This window comes from Myroides sp. NP-2 (assembly GCF_014145665.1).
Classification (GTDB): Bacteria; Bacteroidota; Bacteroidia; order Flavobacteriales; family Flavobacteriaceae; genus Flavobacterium.
In genome coordinates this window covers 44,334-65,053 of the sequence record NZ_JACHTD010000016.1, presented here as the reverse complement: position 1 = coordinate 65,053, position 20,720 = coordinate 44,334, and the positions used below count along the sequence as shown (strand labels likewise).

15 protein-coding genes are annotated in these 20,720 nt (G+C 37.2%); 10 read left to right on the top strand and 5 right to left on the bottom strand.

What is annotated here, in order from left to right; translation table 11 throughout:
- The 3 genes from H4K35_RS13800 to H4K35_RS13790 form a co-directional block, all read left to right on the top strand.
- On the top strand, positions 1-1,841 hold a 1,841-nt coding region (locus H4K35_RS13800), incomplete at its 5' end, for a hypothetical protein (protein ID WP_182628544.1).
- 19 nt (positions 1,842-1,860) lie between these two features.
- Positions 1,861-4,272, top strand: a complete 2,412-nt coding sequence (locus H4K35_RS13795; RefSeq protein ID WP_182628543.1) for a hypothetical protein — start codon at positions 1,861-1,863, stop codon at positions 4,270-4,272.
- Between the two features lie 586 nt (positions 4,273-4,858).
- On the top strand, positions 4,859-5,068 hold the full coding sequence (locus H4K35_RS13790; protein WP_182628542.1) for a hypothetical protein: 210 nt from the start codon (positions 4,859-4,861) through the stop codon (positions 5,066-5,068).
- 134 nt (positions 5,069-5,202) lie between these two features.
- On the opposite strand, the gene H4K35_RS13785 is transcribed toward H4K35_RS13790, so the two are convergent.
- Entirely contained in the window at positions 5,203-6,651 is a 1,449-nt protein-coding gene (locus H4K35_RS13785; protein ID WP_182628541.1) for a glyceraldehyde-3-phosphate dehydrogenase, read from the bottom strand.
- Between the two features lie 95 nt (positions 6,652-6,746).
- A complete protein-coding gene (locus tag H4K35_RS13780) occupies positions 6,747-8,135 on the bottom strand; it encodes a trypsin-like peptidase domain-containing protein (RefSeq protein WP_182628540.1) in 1,389 nt (462 codons plus the stop codon).
- 145 nt (positions 8,136-8,280) lie between these two features.
- On the opposite strand from H4K35_RS13780, the gene dapF reads away from it, so the two are divergent.
- The 3 genes from dapF to mltG are packed head-to-tail and all read left to right on the top strand — an operon-like array spanning position 8,281 to position 10,633.
- The gene (dapF, locus tag H4K35_RS13775) at positions 8,281-9,060 is read left to right on the top strand and encodes a diaminopimelate epimerase (RefSeq protein ID WP_182628539.1); all 780 of its coding nucleotides are present in this window, start codon (positions 8,281-8,283) and stop codon (positions 9,058-9,060) included.
- Positions 9,061-9,064: 4 nt separating this feature from the next.
- Positions 9,065-9,589, top strand: coding sequence for a GNAT family N-acetyltransferase (locus H4K35_RS13770; RefSeq protein WP_182628538.1), 525 nt, complete (start codon positions 9,065-9,067; stop codon positions 9,587-9,589).
- A gap of 6 nt (positions 9,590-9,595) precedes the next feature.
- Positions 9,596-10,633 carry an endolytic transglycosylase MltG gene (gene mltG / locus H4K35_RS13765; RefSeq protein WP_182628537.1) on the top strand — a complete coding sequence of 346 codons (1,038 nt, stop codon included), beginning with the start codon at positions 9,596-9,598 and terminating at the stop codon, positions 10,631-10,633.
- Between the two features lie 102 nt (positions 10,634-10,735).
- Here the strand turns inward: mltG and H4K35_RS13760 are convergent, their stop codons facing one another.
- From H4K35_RS13760 to H4K35_RS13750, 3 genes are all read right to left on the bottom strand, one after another.
- Positions 10,736-11,362 (bottom strand): chloramphenicol acetyltransferase, encoded by a 627-nt coding sequence (locus H4K35_RS13760; protein WP_182628536.1) that lies wholly within the window; start codon positions 11,360-11,362, stop codon positions 10,736-10,738.
- Between the two features lie 6 nt (positions 11,363-11,368).
- Positions 11,369-12,064, bottom strand: coding sequence for an HAD family hydrolase (locus tag H4K35_RS13755; RefSeq protein WP_182628535.1), 696 nt, complete (start codon positions 12,062-12,064; stop codon positions 11,369-11,371).
- A gap of 166 nt (positions 12,065-12,230) precedes the next feature.
- The gene (locus H4K35_RS13750) at positions 12,231-13,826 is read right to left on the bottom strand and encodes a peptide chain release factor 3 (RefSeq protein WP_182628534.1); all 1,596 of its coding nucleotides are present in this window, start codon (positions 13,824-13,826) and stop codon (positions 12,231-12,233) included.
- A 337-nt stretch (positions 13,827-14,163) separates the two neighbouring features.
- Here H4K35_RS13750 and H4K35_RS13745 point away from each other — a divergent pair, with 337 nt between their 5' ends.
- From H4K35_RS13745 to H4K35_RS13730, 4 genes are all read left to right on the top strand, one after another.
- The gene (locus H4K35_RS13745) at positions 14,164-15,030 is read left to right on the top strand and encodes a hypothetical protein (RefSeq protein ID WP_255492482.1); all 867 of its coding nucleotides are present in this window, start codon (positions 14,164-14,166) and stop codon (positions 15,028-15,030) included.
- Positions 15,014-16,387 carry a peptidylprolyl isomerase gene (locus H4K35_RS13740; protein WP_182628532.1) on the top strand — a complete coding sequence of 458 codons (1,374 nt, stop codon included), beginning with the start codon at positions 15,014-15,016 and terminating at the stop codon, positions 16,385-16,387. Before H4K35_RS13745 ends, H4K35_RS13740 begins: the two co-directional genes overlap by 17 nt.
- A gap of 526 nt (positions 16,388-16,913) precedes the next feature.
- A complete protein-coding gene (locus H4K35_RS13735; RefSeq protein WP_182628531.1) occupies positions 16,914-19,676 on the top strand; it encodes a bifunctional aconitate hydratase 2/2-methylisocitrate dehydratase in 2,763 nt (920 codons plus the stop codon).
- A gap of 462 nt (positions 19,677-20,138) precedes the next feature.
- A complete protein-coding gene (locus tag H4K35_RS13730) occupies positions 20,139-20,498 on the top strand; it encodes a four helix bundle protein (protein ID WP_182628530.1) in 360 nt (119 codons plus the stop codon).
- Positions 20,499-20,720 lie beyond the last annotated feature (222 nt).

Genomic DNA, 20,720 nt, shown 5'->3' with positions numbered 1-20,720 from the left:
TCAACAACTTTGAGGAGATCATCAACAATACCGAGGTGCAAGAGATCTTAAATCAAGTGATCAACAATATTGGCGGTAATGTTAGCTATGACGGCAGTGATTTTACCTATGTAAATGAAAATGGACATACGGTAATTATCGATATGGAGGCGATTGTCAAAGCCAATGAAACGATAACCACTTTAGTGAAAGACGCCAATGGCAATGGGCAGTACACCTACACCAACGAGGAAGGCACAGCAGTTGTCATAGACGTTCAGGCCGATGTGATCAACAACTTTGAGGAGATCATCAACAATACCGAGGTGCAAGAGATCTTAAATCAAGTGATCAACAATATTGGCGGTAATGTTAGCTATGACGGCAGTGATTTTACCTATGTAAATGAAAATGGGCAAACGACCACCATCGATATTGAGGCGATTGTCAAAGCCAATGAAACGATAACCACTTTAGTGAAAGACGCCAACGGCAATGGGCAGTACACCTACACCAACGAGGAAGGTACAGCAGTTGTCATAGACGTTCAGGCCGATGTGATCAACAACTTTGAAGAGATCATCAACAATACCGAGGTGCAAGAGATCTTAAATCAAGTGATCAACAAAGTTGGAGGTAATGTCAGCTATGACGGCAGTGATTTTACCTATGTAAATGAAAATGGGCAAACGACCACCATCGATATTGAGGCGATTGTCAAAGCCAATGAAACGATAACCACCTTAGTGAAAGACGCTAATGGCAATGGGCAGTACACCTACACCAACGAGGAAGGCACAGCAGTTGTCATAGACGTACAGGCCGATGTGATCCAGAACTTTGAGGAGATCATCAACAATACCGAGGTGCAAGAGATCTTAAATCAAGTGATCAACAATATTGGCGGTAATGTTAGCTATGACGGCAGTGATTTTACCTATGTAAATGAAAATGGACATACGGTAATTATCGATATGGAGGCGATTGTCAAAGCCAATGAGACACTGACAAAACTTGTCAATGTTGAAACTACAGATACAAGTGAAGAAGGAGAAGTAACAAAGACCTATTCGTTAACCTATACCGATGAAAAAGGAATAGAAAATCCTATTGACATTGAAGTACTCGTTAAAGGAAATGAAACCATAACAACCCTTGTTTACGATCCTGCTGTAAACTCTTTATACTATACCAATGAGATTGGTGAAGTAACAGAGTTAAAATTACAAGAGTTAGTTGTAGGAGGAGAATCATTGACAAAATTAGAATTCGATGCTTCTAACAATACGTTGTTATATACAGATGAGAATGGCGTTATTCACACCATTGAAATTGATTCAATCAATAAACATCCATGGTTAGACTCTACCACACATAAGCTTGCAACTTCACCGACAAGTAATATTTATACGAAAGGATGGGTTGGAATTGGATTTACAGAACCATCTACTGCACCTAGTGAGAAGTTAAGAGTTAATGGAAGTATTACGGCGGTAAACAGTTACTATGCAGATTATGTATTTGAAAACTATTTTGATGGATTCTCATCGTTGAAATATGATTATAACTTTAAGAGTTTAGATGTTGTGGAAGATTTTATTAAAGAAAATCGTCACTTACCTGGTATTACACCGATTCATCAGTTGACTAAGTCAGAGGAGGGATATGCTTTTAACGTTTCTGAGTTATCCATCCAATTATTAGAAAAAACAGAAGAATTGTATTTGCACATTATCGATCAAAACAAAGAACTTGAGGAAAAAGAAGCTAGAATCAAAGAATTGGAACAGGCCAATCAACATGTTCAACAGAAAGTAGAACAATTGGAGCAGCTGTTATTGGAATTCATGCAAAAAAACTAACTTTTTAAAACTATTCATTATGTATAAGAATCACATGATATATAAGAGAGGAAAAGTAATACTTTCCTTACTATTCCTACTTTTAATTGGCATTTCCTCCAGTGTTGCACAGACGAATATGACTAAAATTAAGGATGGTACCTTATCAGGAACAACCACTACGCCAGGATTAGGCGTTATTCTAGAGCTAGAAAGTGTAAATAAAGGATTTTTAACACCACGGTTAACTACGCAACAGCGCGATGCAATCACAGCAGCCAATAGAACAGATGGTCTATTAATCTTCAATAAAACCACAGGTTGTTTTAATTATTGGAGTACAGTACAAGATAGCTGGTTGAGTATTTGTGGGACGCCACCACCAGCTGTATTTGAGATTAATCAAATACAGTGTCAAGCCATTACAGTTAATGGAATACTCAAACAAGGAGAGTTCTTGACTGCAGCTAATTATTTAACAATACCAGTTACCGTGACACAACCTGGTACTTATGAAGTTAAAGCTCTGACAGATAATGGATACTATTTCACCACTAGTGGAACTTTTCCTTCCGCAGGTAGCTACACTTTGGTACTGCAAGGTATAGGAACACCAAATATAGGATATAGTACGGGTGAACAAGGGGATTTGTTAACGATTAGCCTGAATAATGTAACGGCTCAGTGTCAACAGTATGCCTTTGTTGAAAATGCAACTGTGAGCTATTCTATTGATTGTGCTCAAGTACGCGTGCTTGGTGATTATATGATTGGGATGAGTTTAAAACCAACCAATAAAATGGTGCTGAGTGTAAATGTTACATCAACGGGATATTGGAGTATTTCAACTAATACTACCAATGGGTACTCCTTTAGAGGCTCAGGTACTTTTAGTGCGACAGGAGTACAAGAAATCGAGTTATTAGGAACAGGTACTCCTATTCAATCCGGAACAGATACCTTTGGATTTACAACCAATTCAGATGTTACAACCAGAGAATCTTGTACAGATATTCAGGTGCAAGTAAAAGAAGTTGACTATCGCGTTGATTGTTCTAACGTTGTTTTTACGGGGGTATATAAACAGGATGAACCTACGACGGCTTCACATACTGCAAAATTATCCGTAGAGGTGAGATCAACAGGAGAAACGGTCTTGGAAACAGAAGAAGTAAATGGTATTTATTTTACGTCTGGACCACTTTCTTTCGATGGGCTAACTACTAGAGAAGTAGTCTTAACGGCTGTAGGAACGCCAATTCAAGCAGGAACATTTGAATACGTGTTAAAACCTCAAACGGGAATGGAAGCTATTTGTTCTTTTGAGCTAACCGTAACTTCACAACCTGTTTCATATACCTTACTATGTTCTTCAATTGCAACGGTTGGGGACTATGCGCCAGGTGTACCAATGACACCAATGAATATCATGTTAGTCCAAGTCAATGTTTCTTATCCAGGCCCTTATACTATTTCGACAAATACAGTAAATGGAATTCGATTCGAAGCTACGGGTACTTTTAATACTACAGGTACACAAACTGTACAACTGAGAGGTATAGGAACGCCATTGACAGGTGGTATTCACCGCTATACCATTACCTCTGACAGTGTTATTGGAGCTAATACATGTAATAAAAATATCGATTTCTTATTCCGTCGAATGAAAGTTTTAGGACTAGGATCTCTCGGATATCAACCAGGTTCAGCGGCGGCTAAATACTCGGTGGGAACAATGTTGAAGACACCTGCCAATTTTGGACCGAATGGAATCGTAAAAGTAGACGGCGTTGATGTATACGACGGAGGAACTTCTCAAGGAAATACGCTTAGGGATCATATCAACTCAAATAATATAGACATTATTGTGGTTGGATATAACTACAGACCAAATGCAGCTAGTATTGCCATATTAAGCGATTTCGTGAAAAATAAAAAAGGAGTTCTATTACATGGACAGGAAAATGATCCTACAGGTGCTCGTGATTTAATAAATTCGATCGCTCATTCCGCATCTACTTCGGTAACAGAAATCAAAAAAGTATGGGTGAATCCAATTTTCAATACAACGGATCCTGTATTAGATGGACCTTTTGGAAATATTGTAGGCTTAAACCTTGGAGGAGATTTAGATAATTCACTCTATGTAGAGGGCTATTCGAATGAATTTAAACCCCTATCATATCAAACCGGAAATTCAAATAGCATATGGGCATTGAAACATAATACGCTAGGCTTTATATTCATCGGTGATGGTGGATGGGTAGCGGGTGATGTCAGCAATACATCAACGCTCAAATGGCCTGCACCGAGAACTTCAGGCGGTGCTCCAGTTAGTAAAATGTATCACAATAACACAACTGTGCACAATAGTATTTTCTATACAAATGCATTAGCTTGGGCGATGCAATATGTACAAGCAAATATAAACGTCAATTATACAGTTCGATAAGTAATAATAAATAGGAGAAGACTCCCTTTTAAAACCCAAAAAGTAAAACCCCATCTATATAGGTGGGGTTTTTTTATATAATGCCTAAGGCTCTACAGTAGCCCAAAGATGAACTGTAAAGGCCCGACCCGTTCTAAAAAGATGTAAATAGTCGCGTCCTGTTTTACCACCTCCTAAGAGCGTACGCTTTTGAAGCAACTTTATCTCGTATTTATTTTCTTTTCTGTCAAGTAAAACTAAGTAGAGTCTAGGGGTAGGGCTATTTCATATAGGTAAAGTGTAAACTATATTCGTCTTATACTGAAGTAAAGCGTAGAAAAAGAAGCGGAGCGTATAGATTTTCCACCTTTGTAACAAGGGTTGGATAGAGTAGGACTTAGCGGTACACTTTTACTTTTTGTTTGGCGAAAATTAACTTTCCGTAAAAAATATGTAAGCAAACGACAGCTAACCTTTACAAATAAACTTAAATTTTTAGTAATGTTGCGTATAGTTTAAAAAAATGTAAAAAATCATATTAAGTTTGTTTTTTATTTGTTAATAGGTTATTTTTGATTGTTGTTTAATGTGAAAAAGAAACATAAAAATGGAAAACAGATTAATGTTTGACTATACAAAGAGAATATTAGAAAATGTAAGTTTTGATTCAGAACTATTTGTCAAAGAATTTAATAAAGCCTTAGTACAGATGTTGCCCTATGATGTAGATCGCTTGGAACAATGGGTAGAAGATTTTATACAAGATAAGCCAAGCTTACATCAAAAACTGGGTCAACTGCACGTACAAGAAGTATAAAGGCAATCCGTCAATATTAATATTCATACAAATAAACAAGTTTGGTTACAGTTAGTTAAAAAAGAGGGCAATTGCTCTCTTTTTTAATTATTAGAAGGATAAAAAAAATCCCGCTTTAGCGGGATTTTTTACTATTAATAGTACGTATAACGTCTTACTTGTGCAATGTATTTCGCTAAGCGAATTACTTGGTGGCTATAGCCATATTCGTTGTCATACCAAACATACATAACTACGTTTTTACCATCAGCTGAAACAATTGTTGCTTTACTGTCAAAAATAGACGGCGCAGATGTTCCAACGATATCAGAAGATACCAACTCGTTGTTCAATGAATATTTAATTTGCTCCACTAACTCTCCATTTAGAGCTGCTTTGCGCATTACTTCATTTAATGCTTCAACAGATGTTTCTTTTTCAATCTCTAGGTTTAAAACCACTAAAGATCCATTTGGAACAGGTACGCGGATGGCGTTTGAAGTCAATTTACCTGCTAACGAAGGTAACGCCTTTGCAACAGCACTTCCTGCTCCTGTTTCTGTAATAACCATGTTTAAAGCAGCTGCTCTACCACGGCGGTATTTTTTGTGCATATTGTCAACCAAGTTTTGGTCGTTTGTATAAGCATGGATGGTTTCTAAGTGTCCTTTTACTACACCAAAGTTATCTTCCATAACTTTTAAAATCGGTGTAATTGCATTGGTTGTACACGATGCCGCAGACCAAATGTTTACTTCCGCTGGGTTGTAAGCTGTATGGTTTACTCCGTGTACAATATTTGGTACTCCTTTTCCTGGTGCTGTTAATAATACTTTTGAAGCTCCTTTTGAAGATAAGTGACGACTTAATGCCTCTTCAGTTGTGAATGCTCCCGTATTATCAATGATTAACGCATTGTCAATATCGTAGGCAGTATAGTCAATTTCCTCTGGTGTAGCAGCAGAAATCATGTGTACTGTTGTTCCGTTGATGATCAAAGCATTGTTCTCTGGATCTGCAATTACAGACCCTTCAAAATCACCGTGAACAGAATCATATTTCAATAAAGAAGCTCTTTTCTCTAGTAAAACTGCATCATTCTTATCACGTGTTACAATAGCTCTCAAACGCATTTGTTGCCCTTTTCCGATTTTGTTCATTAACTCACGAGCCAATAAACGTCCAATACGACCAAAACCGTATAGCACAACATCTTTTGGAACAATTTCCCCTGTGTTTTTAGCATCTTTTAATTTACTTACAACAAAACCTAATGCATTGTTATGCTTGTTGTCTTCCAAGTGATATTCGTATGTTAAACGACCAATATCAATTCTTGAAGGAGGAAGATCAGCTTGTTGAATTGCTTTCGCTATCTCAACCGTATCAAAAATGTTAATCGGTTTTTCAACAAACTTTGCAGCATATTCATGTAAATTGATGATATCACTAACGCTACGGTCAATCAATTGATTGCGGAACATTAACAATTCAATAGATTTGTCAAACCATAAATCGCTTATGATCTTGATAAACTCTACACATGCTTTTCTTCTGTCTGCTTGAAAAGCCAATTCCTTTTCGTATAAACTTGTATCTTTCATATTGTGTTAGATTGTGTTGTATAAAATTAGTGCAAAAGTCCACTTTTTTTATGAATAAAGCAAAAGTTAAATGCTGAATTAACGCCTAACAATTTCTATAGGAAAAGTTTGATTAATTCTCCTTTAGGTGATAATACCTCTAGTTTTGTTCTTTGATTTTCAGTTTGTTGACTGAATATTCGTTTTGCTTGTTCGATAGAGTTTATCTTTTGTCCATTGATCGAAAGTAAGATTGCGTTGGTCAATTCAGCCTTATAAGGAAGGTATTTCTCAGCGGTTATTGCCGTTATTTTAATACCGTATTTGAGGTTGAACGTCGCCTTCTCTGTTGGTGTGAGATCGCTGAATTCAATGCCTTGGAAGACAAAACTCACCGCATGGGCTTGCATAAGTTTGATGTCTTGCTCTAGTGTTTTGTTTCCGCGTTGTAGCGTTAAGTGCACCACATCACCTGGACGTTTAGTATTCAGAACATTTTTGATGTCTACAAAGGAAGAAATAGACTTTCCGTTGATTGTTGTAATGACATCGCCTGGCTGTACGTTTACTTTTGCTGCATCTGATTCAGGAACAATCGTTTGAATGTAAAACCCTTTATCTAATTGCAATTGTAATTGCTCTGCGGTAGCGGCGTTCAATTCGAAACCACTAACGCCTAATACGCCGTGCTGTACATCGCCATACTGTAAGAAATCCTCAACAATTTTTTTGGTAACATTGGACGGAACTGCAAACGCATACCCCACATAAGACCCAGTATTGGAAGAAATCATCGTGTTGATACCAATTAATTCGCCCTGTACATTGACCAAAGCACCTCCGCTATTTCCAGGGTTGACAGCAGCATCAGTTTGAATAAACGATTGAATACCTGTCTCAGACAAATTTCTCGCCTTAGCCGAAATAATACCCGCTGTAACCGTTGATGTAAGGTTATACGGATTCCCAACCGCAAGTACCCATTCGCCTAACTGAAGCGCATCCGAATCGCCAAAGGTCAAAAAAGGCAATTTTTCGTTGGTGTCAATTTTGAGTAATGCAAGATCCATCTCTCGCTCCGTTCCTATGAGCTTCGCCTTATATGTCTTATTGTTGTTTAAGGTCACTTCTAGTTCTGATGCATTGGCAATCACGTGATTGTTGGTGACAATATAACCGTCTTCAGAAATAATAACCCCTGATCCAGTTCCAATTTGGGTTTGCGTACCCCCCTTATAGCCATAGAAAAACTCCAACAAAGGATTGCTTCGCGTCGTGATGTAGCTTAGGTTTTTTACGTGAACCACTGCATGGACCGTGTTCTCTGCAGCAGCAGTGAAATCAATAGGCTCACCCGCTATCACACGACTCGAGTTGGGTGTATCTAGCCCAACTGTTTCTTCTTGTTTTTGCGGATCTTTTTGATCCAAGTAATACGTATAGCCGAATAAGGTAATCGCTGCCGTTAAAAGACAGGTGAAAAATGTAGTAAAAAATCTTTTCATAATACAATAACGGTTAAAATGAAACTAGAGTAAAAATAAAAAAGGGGAAAGGAATTAAAAAGTGTTTAACCAATGGTTAACAAAGTATAAAATCCAAGGGATTATTTGTAAATTTGGTTCCAAACTTAGCTAAAAACAATTCTATATGTTGTCCTTTTGGAAATACCAAGGAACGGGAAATGACTTTGTCATGCTAGATAACCGTCAAAAAATAGTAGATGCCTCTAATGCAGATTTAATCGCCGATTTATGTGATCGCCGATTCGGAATTGGAGCCGATGGGTTGATTTTAATCGAAGAGGATGAACAAGCCGATTTTAAGATGGTGTATTTTAATGCAGACGGCAAAGAAAGCACCATGTGTGGCAATGGTGGGCGATGTATTGTCGCTTTTGCCAAACAGCTGGGCATTATTGAACAGGAATGTCACTTCAGCGCCATTGATGGAATGCACTATGCTACCATTGACGAAGCGGGAATTGTATCTCTACAAATGATCGATGTAGATGGTGTAGAAGTAAGAGATAAGCATTTATTCGTCAATACGGGTTCTCCTCATCACGTAGAAATTGTGCGCAACTTGATGTACTTTGACGTGTATAAAAAAGGAAAGCAAATTAGAAATAGCCAAGAGTATGCACCAAAAGGGACAAATGTTAACTTTGTAGAACAAGAAGGACCCAACCATTTCCGAATTCGCACTTATGAAAGAGGAGTAGAGGACGAAACCTTGTCGTGTGGAACAGGGGCAACTGCGGTAGCCATAGCCATGCACGCCCTGGGAAAAGTGGATCAAAACGAAGTGAAAATAGAAGTAGAAGGCGGCGATCTCTCCGTAGCCTTTAACTGGGAAAACCAAACCTATAAACAGGTCTTCTTAAAAGGACCTGCTACCTTTGTTTTCCAAGGAACTATTAGCATATAAAAACATGATTAGACTAGAAACTGCCGAGATAGTTCTCCGTGCATTAGAACCCGAAGATTTAGAATTTATCTATCAAATTGAAAATGATCTCAGCCTATGGGAGGTGAGTAATACCCAAACTCCTTATAGCCGTTTTTTGATTCACCAGTATTTAGAAAATGCACACCAAGATATTTACGAAGCAAAACAATTGCGCTTGGTAATCTGCGCTAAAGACACAGGTGAAACATTAGGATTGATCGATTTGTTCGATTTTGACCCCAAAAATGATAGAGCAGGAGTGGGGATTGTCATTCAGAATAGCCAAAATCGCTCGCAAGGAATTGGCTCTCAAGCATTAGAATTAGTTGTGAATTATAGCCGAGAATACCTGCATCTAAACCAACTTTATGCTAATATTGCAACCGACAATCAAGCGAGTATTCAATTGTTTGAAAAATATAATTTTACAGCCATTGGCGTGAAAAAAGCCTGGACTAGAGTGGGCCAAGAATATAAAGATGAAATAATGTACCAGTTAATATTTTAAAAAGAAATGAAATTAAAAAATATACTGATCGCACTTTCGGTAGTAGGTGCTTTTGCTTTAATAGGTTATTTGTATTTGTGGTATGAGAAAGCCTTTTCTCCCAACCTTCACGATTGGAATGAAAAAGAGTATTTCTATATTCAAACCTCAGACAACTTCCAAGATGTATTAGAAGCCTTACGTCCTTATTTAAATGATCCTGAAGGCTTTGAAGAAATTGCTGGTCAAAGAAGTTACAACAGCAACCTAATTGCAGGGCGATTCAAATTGACTAACGGTATGGACAGCTACAGTTTAATTGAAGCCTTGAGAAAAAATTCCCCTGTTCGCTTGACCTTTAACAACCAAGAACGCATTGAAAACTTAGCCGCTCGTATCGCAGATCAAGTGGAAGCAGATAGTACGGCAATGATGGAAGTATTCCTCGATCCAACTTTTTTAGAGGAAAACGGATTTACTAAAGAAAGCGTATTGGTGGGCTTCTTGCCAGAAACGTATGAGTTTTATTGGACTGTAACCCCACTGAGAATGCGCAACAGAATGCATAAAGAATACCTGAAATTTTGGAATGAAGAGAGAAAAGCTAAGGCCGCTGAACTAGGATTAACCCCCGTTGAAGTAGCTATCTTAGCGTCTATCGTACAAAAAGAAACGAGTAAAAACGACGAAAAATCCAAAGTTGCTGGGGTTTACCTCAATCGCTTGCGCATCGGTATGCCTTTACAAGCGGATCCAACCGTTGTTTTTGCTAAAAAATTGTATACCAATGATTTTGATCAAGTGATCAAACGAGTGTACCACAAAGATACAGAACTGGAATCTCCTTATAACACTTACCAAAACGTAGGACTTCCTCCAGGACCAATCTTCATGCCAGATAAAGTGTCAATTGATGCTGTATTAAACGCTGAAAAACACGACTATATGTACTTCTGCGCAAGTGTTGATCGAATGGGATATCACGAATTTGCCACTACCTTGGCGCAACACAACCAAAACAGTAGAAAATACAGCGCATGGTTGAACCAATCTGGAATAAGATAGATTGAGCCTTTGACCGTTAAGGACAAATTAAAATAAAAAAAACAAGCTTGAGTTTTACTCAAGCTTGTTTTTTTATGTTGAAATGTCAAAAATTACACTTCCTTATTTTTCATTCATTAAACGTTGAAATTCCGCAACAAATAAGCCCACGTGATATCCATCAACAAGGGCATGATGGGCGTGTATGGAGACCGGCATACGCTGTACACCACTGTGTTCCGTTACTTTGCCAAAAGATATTTTCGGGCAACTATCGGCAAAAGAATAATTCCGAGCATGAGAAAGTGAAGTAAAGTCCAACCAAGGAATGGCAGAAAAATGAATGACATTTTCTCCTGTTATCGCAGGAAGTAAAGCGGTTGATTCTTGTGTTTTTTTGATTTCTTCCTGTGCACATTGTATGAAATTTGCTTCGTCCACAAAGTAATTCATGTATGCAAAACCAAAGGTTCCATTAGGTCTGTTGATCGTAGGAGAGGCGTGAATCTCGTCAAAAAGGTAAACTTCTTCTCCGATTATTCGATAGCGGAAGTTCTCTACTAGATTTGCTGCTTGTAATGCGCGGTACAAATAGTACAAGAAAAATGATTGTCCTTTTTCTTTGGCATTTGCATATGCGATGGTACAATCGATGGAAATCGTTAGTCCAAAAAAGGGTTCGTCAAAGGTGGAGAAAAAAGCAAAAGCTTCTTTTCTATTCCAGTTGTTTAAGTCAATGCGTTGTTTCATCGTTTATTAGAGATAATGAAGTAAATCAGGTAGTGCTTGCATGGCGATAAAGCGATCGTGTTGAGGCAACTCGCTGTGCTGTTCGTGTGACCAAGTCACGTGATAGGGAATATAACCAGCGTAACCCTCTAAATCAAGTACAGGTAAAATATCAGATTTCATCGAGTTGCCAACCATAAAGAATGCTTCAGGTTTACACGACAAACGTTGAAGTAATCGTTGATAATCTGCTGTTTGCTTGTCACTCATAATTTCAATATGATTAAAATAGGGAGCTAAATTCGAGAGGTCAATTTTTCTTTTTTGATCTAATAGATCCCCTTTCGTAGCGAGAATCAATTGATATTTTCCTTGCAGAGCTTCGAGGGTGTCTTGCACCCCGTCCAATAGCTCAACTGGACGTTGCAATAAATCGTGTCCCAAGTCGATTAGCTGAGCAATGCGCTCAGGAGCTACTCGGTTTTCCGTTATGCGCTGTGCTGTTTCAATCATACACAAAACAAACCCCTTAATACCAAATCCGTATAGCGGTAGGTTTTTTACTTCCGTTTGATACAGCGCTTGAGAGAGGAATTCAGCTGAGTGATAGTCTTTTAAAAGTGAAATGAATTGTTGTTCCGCCTCTTGAAAATAAGGCTCATTCACCCATAGGGTGTCATCTGCATCAAAAGCTATGGTTGTAATTGTACGGTCTAGTTGCATCCTATTATCCTTTTGTAATAAAAGTGTAAATATCTACAATTCTGTAGAATTGGAAAGGACATTTGTCTTTGATAGCCAAAGATGATTCACCCTATAAAAAATAGAGGATGACCTTTTGGGTCACCCTCTTCTTATTTGAACACTATTCGCGTACTATATAACTAAATTATTTGTCAATTTCTTCTGAAGTGAAGCCCAATTTTACCGTTGGGAACTTACTTTGTGTCATTTGAATAGAGAATTCACTGTCTGCTAAGAAAACCAGTTGTCCTGATTTATCAAACGCCAAGAATTTTTGTTTGATGCGTTTAAACTCTTTGAACTCTTCGTTTTTCGGATCTTCAGGTCGCACCCAACACGCTTTGTACGCCGGAAAGTTTTCATACGTACACTTGGCACCGTACTCGTGCTCTAAGCGATATTGAATTACCTCATACTGTAAGGCACCTACTGTTCCAATTACCTTACGCCCATTCATCTCTAACGTAAACAACTGTGCAACTCCTTCATCCATCAATTGATCAATTCCCTTTTCTAACTGCTTCGACTTCATTGGATCGGCGTTGTTGATGTATCTAAAGTGCTCAGGAGAGAAGCTTGGAATACCCTTGAAGCTCATAATTTCACCTTCCGTTAAAGTATCTCCAATCTTAAAGTTTCCTGTATCGTGTAAGCCGACAATATCTCCTGCATAGGAAATGTCAACAATCTCTTTCTTTTCTGCAAAAAAGGCATTCGGACTGGAGAATTTTAATTTTTTATTTTGACGAACGTGTAGGTAGGGCGTATTGCGCTCAAACGTACCCGAAACAATTTTGATAAAAGCTAAACGGTCCCTGTGTTTGGGGTCCATATTCGCGTGAATCTTGAAGACAAAACCACTAAATCCTTTTTCCGTTGGTTCAACCAAACGCGTATCCGATTCTTTTGGTCTAGGAGACGGAGCAATTTGAATAAAACAGTCCAATAACTCGCGTACACCAAAATTATTCAATGCTGAACCAAAAAATACAGGCTGCAATTCTCCTTTTACATAGGCCTCACGATCAAAATCAGGGTAAATTTCATGGATGATTTCCAATTCTTCTCTCAATTTATCTGCTGCCGTATTGCCGATTAGGTTGTCTAATTCTTTGGACGCTAAGTCCGAAATATTAATTACATCATCGATGTTTTTTCGACTGTCATCCGTAAACAAGTTAACGTTCTTTTCCCAAATGTTATAGATTCCCTTAAAGTCGTATCCCATGCCAATAGGATAGCTTAAAGGAGTCACTTTTAGTTGTAGTTTTTGTTCTACTTCATCCATCAAGTCAAAGGCATCACGTCCTTCACGGTCTAATTTGTTGATGAATACAATCATCGGAATGTTGCGCATGCGACATACTTCAACAAGCTTTTCCGTTTGCTCCTCAACTCCTTTTGCTACGTCAATCACCACAATAACACTGTCTACTGCCGTCAACGTACGAAACGTATCCTCAGCAAAGTCCTTGTGACCTGGCGTATCCAAAATGTTGATCTTTTTGTCTTTATAGTTAAAGGCTAATACAGATGTAGCAACTGAGATTCCTCTTTGGCGCTCAATCTCCATAAAATCCGAAGTAGCTCCTTTTTTAATCTTGTTATTCTTTACTGCACCTGCTTCTTGAATAGCGCCTCCAAAAAGAAGTAATTTCTCTGTTAAGGTAGTCTTACCAGCATCGGGGTGAGCAATTACACCAAATGTTCTTCTGCGTTGTATTTCTGTTAAAAAACTCATCTCTAAAAAAATTAGGACGCAAAAATACTCATTATTTGCTGAAAATAATAATTATGCCCAGTAATCGTTTTCTAAAGGAGAGATTCTCCTTAAAAATCAAGACCCAAAGCACATCCAATTGCATAGATGACAAAGAAAATCCTCAGGAAAAAACTAAAGAGAATGTTAATCCTTAAGGTAAATAAATGCGGTATTAGTAATATTGTTAATTAAGTTTTTTAACTTGTTTGTTTAAACGTATTTTTATCCGTTTTTTTAAAAATAATATCATTTACGGCTTAGAAATGTTATTTTTGTTAGCTTAATAAATAAAAGAATAGTATAGGTAATGGAGGATATGAGAATAAAGTATATCAAACACGCTGTTGTTTTATTGGCAGTGCTTTTGGGCTATACGAGTTGTAATAAACAAAAAAAACTTGACGGCGATAACTATATCGCTCGAGTAGATGATAAATATTTAGATCGTTCCTCTCTGCAAAATATCGTTCCACCGCAGACTACTGTCAAAGATAGTATAGCCATGGTAGAGTTGTTTATCAACAAATGGGCAACCAAACAATTGTTGATGGATGCCGCAGCGTTTAATTTATCAGACGATAAGAAAAAGGAAATAGATGAATTAGTTGCCAATTTCAAATCAGAACTTTTAATCAAAGGCTATCTGGAGAAATTAGTGCAACAATCTGTCGATACTGTAGTTCGTACAAGTGATTTAAAAGAATATTACGATAAAATAAAATCCGGATTTAAAGTAGATGATATGTTGGTCAAACTGTCTTATGTCAACATTTTAAACTCCAACTCTCACTACAATAAGGTGAAAAGCGGTTTTAATGGTGGAAAAGACGTAAAGTACGAACTCTTAGACCAATTATCCCTTCAAATGAAATCCTATGTCTTAAACGACTCCCTTTGGGTTAATGTATCTCAAATTTACGAGAAGTTGCCCTTTATTAATTCGGAGAATAGAGAACAATATTTAAAAAACAACACCTATTTTGAGGTTAAGGATGAAAATAGTACGTACTTTGTGCGCATTAGTCAAGTATTGAGAAAAGGAGATATTGTTCCCTATTCTTATTTAGAACCCTCTTTGCGTTTGATGGTGCTAAATAACCGAAAAATGGAATTATTAAAACAGATAGAAGAAGATATTTTAAAAGATGCAAAAAAAGATAAAAATTATGAAATTTATCAGTAAGAAGGTAATGTTTGCTTTGGGGCTATCACTTGTTGTGATAGGGGGAATGCAAGCACAGAATCCAACGGGAAAAAGAAAGATTGACGGTGTAGTTGGTGTAGTTGGAGATTACGTAATCTTAGAATCAGAGATTGATAAGACCCTATTGGAGTTAAAAGCACAGCGTATTCCTATTGATAATTTGTCAAAATGTGATTTATTCGAGCGTTTATTAGAAGATAAATTATATGCCCACCAAGCTGTTCAAGACAGTATTGAAGTAAGTGATGCAGAGGTAACTAGCTTTATGAATGATCAGATCAATCGCATGGTGGAAGAAGTCGGCGGTATTGAGCGTATTTTAAGCTTTTACAACAAAAAATCAGAAGAAGATTTTAGAGATTACTTTTTTGATATTGTAAAACAAAATAAGTTAACTCAGGCAATGCAACGCCACATTGTTGAGAAAGTAACAATTACACCAGAAGAAGTTCGACAGTTCTTTCGCGCTATTCCAGAAGATGAAAGACCAACAGTAGGAGACGAGGTTGAAATTGCTGAAATTGTGATTAAGCCAGAAATCTCAAAAGAACAAAAACAAAAAGTGATTGATCGCTTAAATGAAATGCGAACTGATGTTTTGGAAAATGGAGCGAGTTTCTTTAGTAAAGCAGTTTTGTTTACCGATGATAAAGGTTCTGCAGCTAATGGAGGATTTTATTCTATTACCAAAAAAGACCCTTTTGCCAAAGAGTTTAAAGAAGTTGCCTTCAGTTTAGCAGAGGGCGAAATTTCTGCACCATTTGAAACAGAATTTGGATACCACATCATTTACTTGGAAAAAATTAGAGGACAACACTTAGATGTTCGTCATATCTTATTGGTTCCTAAACCAACAGAAAAAGCACTAGAAGAGGCAAAGACTAAAGCAGAGGGAATTCGCGAAAAAATAATGAATAAAGAAATCTCATTTGCCGAAGCAGCTGCCGCTTCATCTGATGATAAAGACACTAGACAAAATGGGGGGGTGTTGAGAGATCCAATGACGATGGATACGCGTTTTGATCTAAACAAAATGGAAGATCGCGAATTGTACTTTTTAGTAAATGCACTCAAAGAAAATGAAGTATCTCCCGTTTCTTTAAAAACAGATCACAGAGACCAAAAAAGCTACCGCATTGTGACGATCAACAAGAAGATTCCTTCACATAAAATTGACTTTGTCGACGATTATACCAAGGTAAAAAACATGGCGTTGAACAAAAAACAAGAAGAGGAGTTACAAAAATGGGTAACAAAGAAGATAAAAGATGCCTATATTAATATTCAAGGCGAATATAAAGACTGTAAATTCCGTAATAATTGGCTTAAAAACTAAGAAAATAATAATCTAAACGGTTGAAAACGACATTTTAGCAATAGACTAAAATGTCGTTTTTTATTAAATAAGATTGAATATTTGAAATATCTTAATTTTATAAGGTAAAAAATAATTAATTTCAGATTAATTGATAATAAATACTAAAAGTATTGTTGTTTATTCAGTAAAGTAGAATGTTTATAAATAATAATTTTTGGATTTGTAGGAAATAGTAAAAACTTTTGAAAATTAATTAGATTGATTAAATTTGCGACGACAAAAAATAAAATACAAGTCAAACGTTCTTTTTGAACACCAGGTGTGAGGTTTACCTTTGTTTCCCTATAACACCCCAATGAGCGTTCTATTTTTTATAGGAGGATTACAATTGGGGGGTGACAGGTAAGGCAAATACAAAAGGGAAGGCGAACAAACCACCAGATGGGCAAAGAAACACAAGGAGTAAAAACTAATACAAAATAATGGTTTATGGGGGCCAAAAGGCAAGTCCTTTTCGATAACCTGTAAGCAATAGATATTAATTATGAGCTTTTATACAGATTACATCAACGAGATTGAAGAAAGAAAAAATCAAGGACTTAACCCTAAGCCAATTGATGGTGCTGAGCTTTTAAGCGAAATCATAGCACAAATAAAAGATACAGCAAACCCACATCGTGCGGAATCGCTGCAACTTTTTATTTACAATGTTTTACCTGGTACGACAAGTGCGGCTGGAGTTAAAGCTAAATTTTTAAAAGAAATCATCTTAGGTGAAGCAGTAGTAAGTGAAATTACACCTGCATTTGCCTTCGAATTATTATCGCATATGAAGGGTGGACCTTCTATCGCAGTGCTCTTAGATTTGGCGTTAGGTAACGATGCAGCAATTGCTCAAGAAGCTGCTAAAGTATTAAAAACACAAGTGTTCTTATACGAAGCAGATACAGATCGTTTGAAAGAAGCATTTGAAAAAGGAAATGCTATTGCAAAAGAGATCTTAGAAAGCTATGCAAAAGCAGAGTTCTTTACTAAACTCCCTGAAGTAGAAGAAAAAATCGAAGTGGTAACTTTTATCGCAGGGGAAGGAGATATCTCTACGGATTTACTTTCTCCAGGTAATCAGGCGCACTCACGTGCTGACCGTGAATTACATGGATTGTGTATGATCACCCCTGAAGCGCAACAAGCGATTAGAGACCTACAAGCACAACACCCTGGTAAAAAAGTGATGTTGATTGCTGAAAAAGGGACTATGGGTGTAGGATCTTCTCGTATGTCTGGGGTAAATAACGTAGCTCTTTGGACAGGGAAACAAGCGAGTCCATACGTACCATTCGTAAATATCGCGCCAATTGTTGCAGGTACAAATGGTATTTCTCCTATTTTCTTAACGACAGTTGACGTAACCGGAGGAATTGGAATCGACTTGAAAAACTGGGTGAAAAAAACAGATGCAGCTGGTGAAGTTGTTCGCAATGAAAAAGGAGAACCTATTTTAGAAGAGGTTTACTCTGTAGCTACAGGAACTGTTTTGACAATCAATACCAAAACAAAAAAATTATACAACGGAGACCAAGAGTTAATCGATATTTCGAAAGCTTTAACTCCACAAAAAATGGAATTTATCAAAGCAGGTGGTTCTTATGCTATCGTATTTGGTAAAAAAATCCAAACATTTGCTGCTAACGTATTAGGTGTTGATGCACCAGTAGTATTTGCTCCTTCTAAAGAAATTTCTATCGAAGGACAAGGGTTAACAGCAGTAGAGAAAATCTTCAACCGCAACGCAGTAGGGGTAACAAAAGGAAAAGTATTACACGCAGGTTCTGACGTTCGCGTAGAAGTAAACATTGTTGGATCTCAAGATACAACAGGATTGATGACCGCTCAAGAGTTAGAAGCAATGGCTGCAACAGTTATTTCTCCTATCGTAGACGGTGCATACCAATCAGGATGTCACACTGCATCAGTATGGGACAAAAAAGCACAAGCAAACATCCCGAAATTAATGAAGTTCATGAACGACTTCGGTTTAATTACAGCGCGTGACCCGAAAGGAGAATACCATTCCATGACAGACGTTATCCACAAAGTATTAAACGATATTACTGTATATGAGTGGGCAATCATCATTGGAGGAGATTCCCATACAAGAATGTCTAAAGGGGTAGCTTTTGGAGCGGATTCCGGAACGGTAGCTTTAGCTTTAGCAACAGGAGAGGCTTCAATGCCAATTCCAGAATCAGTGAAAGTAACATTCAAAGGAAACATGAAAGAACACATGGATTTCCGCGATGTGGTTCACGCTACTCAAGCACAAATGTTAAACCAATTCGGAGGAGAAAACGTATTCCAAGGAAGAATTATCGAAGTTCACATCGGTACTCTTTTGGCAGATCAAGCGTTTACATTCACAGACTGGACTGCTGAAATGAAAGCAAAAGCGTCTATCTGTATCTCTCAAGATGATACGTTAATCGAATCATTGGAAATCGCGAAAAGCCGTATCCAAATCATGATCGATAAAGGGATGGACAATAAAAACCAAGTGTTACAAGGCTTAATCGATAAAGCAAACAAGCGTATTGAAGAAATTCGCTCTGGTGCTAAACCAGCATTAATGCCAGATGATAACGCTAAATATTACGCAGAGGTTGTTGTTGACTTAGATATTATCGAAGAACCAATGATCGCCGACCCAGACGTAAACAATGAAGACGTTTCTAAACGCTATACACACGATACGATTAGAGAGCTCTCTTTCTACGGGGGAGATAAAAAAGTTGATCTTGGATTCGTTGGTTCTTGTATGGTCCATAAAGATGACTTGAAAATTGTTTCTCAAATGTTGAAAAACATCGAAAAACAAACAGGTTCAGTGAAATTTAATGCGCCACTTGTTGTTGCAGCTCCAACCTACAACATCATCGACGAATTAAAAGCAGAAGGTGATTGGGAATACTTACAAAAGTACTCTGGATTCGAATTTAGCGATCTTTTACCTAAAAACAACGCGCGTACGGAATATGAGAATATCATGTATTTAGAGCGTCCTGGTTGTAACCTATGTATGGGGAACCAAGAAAAAGCAGCAAAAGGAGATACAGTAATGGCTACATCTACACGTTTATTCCAAGGACGTGTAGTAGAGGATTCAGAACGCAAAAAAGGAGAATCTTTGTTAGCTTCAACACCAGTAGTTGTACTTTCTGCTATCTTAGGTAGAGTTCCTACAATGGAAGAATATAAAGCTTCTGTTGAAGGAATCAACTTGACGAAGTTTAAACCAATTTCGACGAAGTAGTTCTTTTAATAGAATAGATACAATAAAAACTAGACCTTCTTTTTAAAGAGGGTCTTTTTTTTATGCGCGGTTTGCTCTTTGCTCTTTGCTCTTTGTTCTTTGCTCTTTGTTCTTTGCTCTTTGTTCTTTGCTCTTTGTTCTTTGCTCTTTGCTCTTTGTTCTTTGCTCTTTGTTCTTTGCTCTTTGTTCTTTGCTCTTTGTTCTTTGCTCTTTGTTCTTTGCTCTTTGTTCTTTGCTCTTTGTTCTTCGCTCTTTGCTCTTTGCTCTTTGTTCTTCGCTCTTTGTTCTTTGCTCTTTGCTCTTTGTTCTTTGCTCTTTGTTCTTTTTTTGCGCTGTTTGCTCTTTGTTTTTTTGTGAACAGGGTGTGATTTTAATTAGTACAAAAAATATTATGACCCATTATGAAATACGGAATAAATTTTGAATGCATTATAAATTTATAACGCTAAAATTTTCCACATTATGCACTATTATTTTTTTGAAAAGCTTACCGTATGGCAGAATGCCAGAAATACAACCAAAGATATTTACTTACTCACTAATAAATTTCCTGTCCAAGAAAAGTATGGTTTGGTCTCTCAACTAAGACGAGCGATGTCCAGTGTAATGGCTAATATAGCAGAAGGAATGGCCAGAACGACAAATAAAGACAAAGCGCATATGATAAATATTTCATACTCTTCTGCTATTGAAGTCATTAATTTTCTTGTTTTAAGTTTAGACTTAGAGTTAATATCTGCTGAAGAATATTCTAATCTTCGAGAAAAATTAGAACATATTACAAATCAACTAGTAAGTTTACGTAAAAAATTGAAAGAATAACTATTAACTCAAGCATGTAAGACAAACCGAGCAAAGAACAAACCGAGCAAAGAACAAACCACACAAAGAACAAACCACACAAAGAACAAACCACACAAAGAACAAACCACACAAAGAACAAACCACACAAAGAACAAACCACACAAAGAACAAACCGCGCAAAGAACAAACCACACAAAGAACAAACCACACAAAGAACAAACCATACAAAGAACAAACCAT

What these genes read in the sequence shown, in the direction of transcription:
- H4K35_RS13795 (WP_182628543.1), top strand. Translation starts at nt 1,861, where the DNA reads ATGTATAAGAATCACATGATATATAAGAGAGGAAAAGTAATACTTTCC.
- H4K35_RS13790 (WP_182628542.1), top strand. Translation starts at nt 4,859, where the DNA reads ATGGAAAACAGATTAATGTTTGACTATACAAAGAGAATATTAGAAAAT.
- H4K35_RS13785 (WP_182628541.1), bottom strand. Translation starts at nt 6,651, where the DNA reads ATGAAAGATACAAGTTTATACGAAAAGGAATTGGCTTTTCAAGCAGAC.
- H4K35_RS13780 (WP_182628540.1), bottom strand. Translation starts at nt 8,135, where the DNA reads ATGAAAAGATTTTTTACTACATTTTTCACCTGTCTTTTAACGGCAGCG.
- dapF (WP_182628539.1), top strand. Translation starts at nt 8,281, where the DNA reads ATGTTGTCCTTTTGGAAATACCAAGGAACGGGAAATGACTTTGTCATG.
- H4K35_RS13770 (WP_182628538.1), top strand. Translation starts at nt 9,065, where the DNA reads ATGATTAGACTAGAAACTGCCGAGATAGTTCTCCGTGCATTAGAACCC.
- mltG (WP_182628537.1), top strand. Translation starts at nt 9,596, where the DNA reads ATGAAATTAAAAAATATACTGATCGCACTTTCGGTAGTAGGTGCTTTT.
- H4K35_RS13760 (WP_182628536.1), bottom strand. Translation starts at nt 11,362, where the DNA reads ATGAAACAACGCATTGACTTAAACAACTGGAATAGAAAAGAAGCTTTT.
- H4K35_RS13755 (WP_182628535.1), bottom strand. Translation starts at nt 12,064, where the DNA reads ATGCAACTAGACCGTACAATTACAACCATAGCTTTTGATGCAGATGAC.
- H4K35_RS13750 (WP_182628534.1), bottom strand. Translation starts at nt 13,826, where the DNA reads ATGAGTTTTTTAACAGAAATACAACGCAGAAGAACATTTGGTGTAATT.
- H4K35_RS13745 (WP_255492482.1), top strand. Translation starts at nt 14,164, where the DNA reads ATGAGAATAAAGTATATCAAACACGCTGTTGTTTTATTGGCAGTGCTT.
- H4K35_RS13740 (WP_182628532.1), top strand. Translation starts at nt 15,014, where the DNA reads ATGAAATTTATCAGTAAGAAGGTAATGTTTGCTTTGGGGCTATCACTT.
- H4K35_RS13735 (WP_182628531.1), top strand. Translation starts at nt 16,914, where the DNA reads ATGAGCTTTTATACAGATTACATCAACGAGATTGAAGAAAGAAAAAAT.
- H4K35_RS13730 (WP_182628530.1), top strand. Translation starts at nt 20,139, where the DNA reads ATGCACTATTATTTTTTTGAAAAGCTTACCGTATGGCAGAATGCCAGA.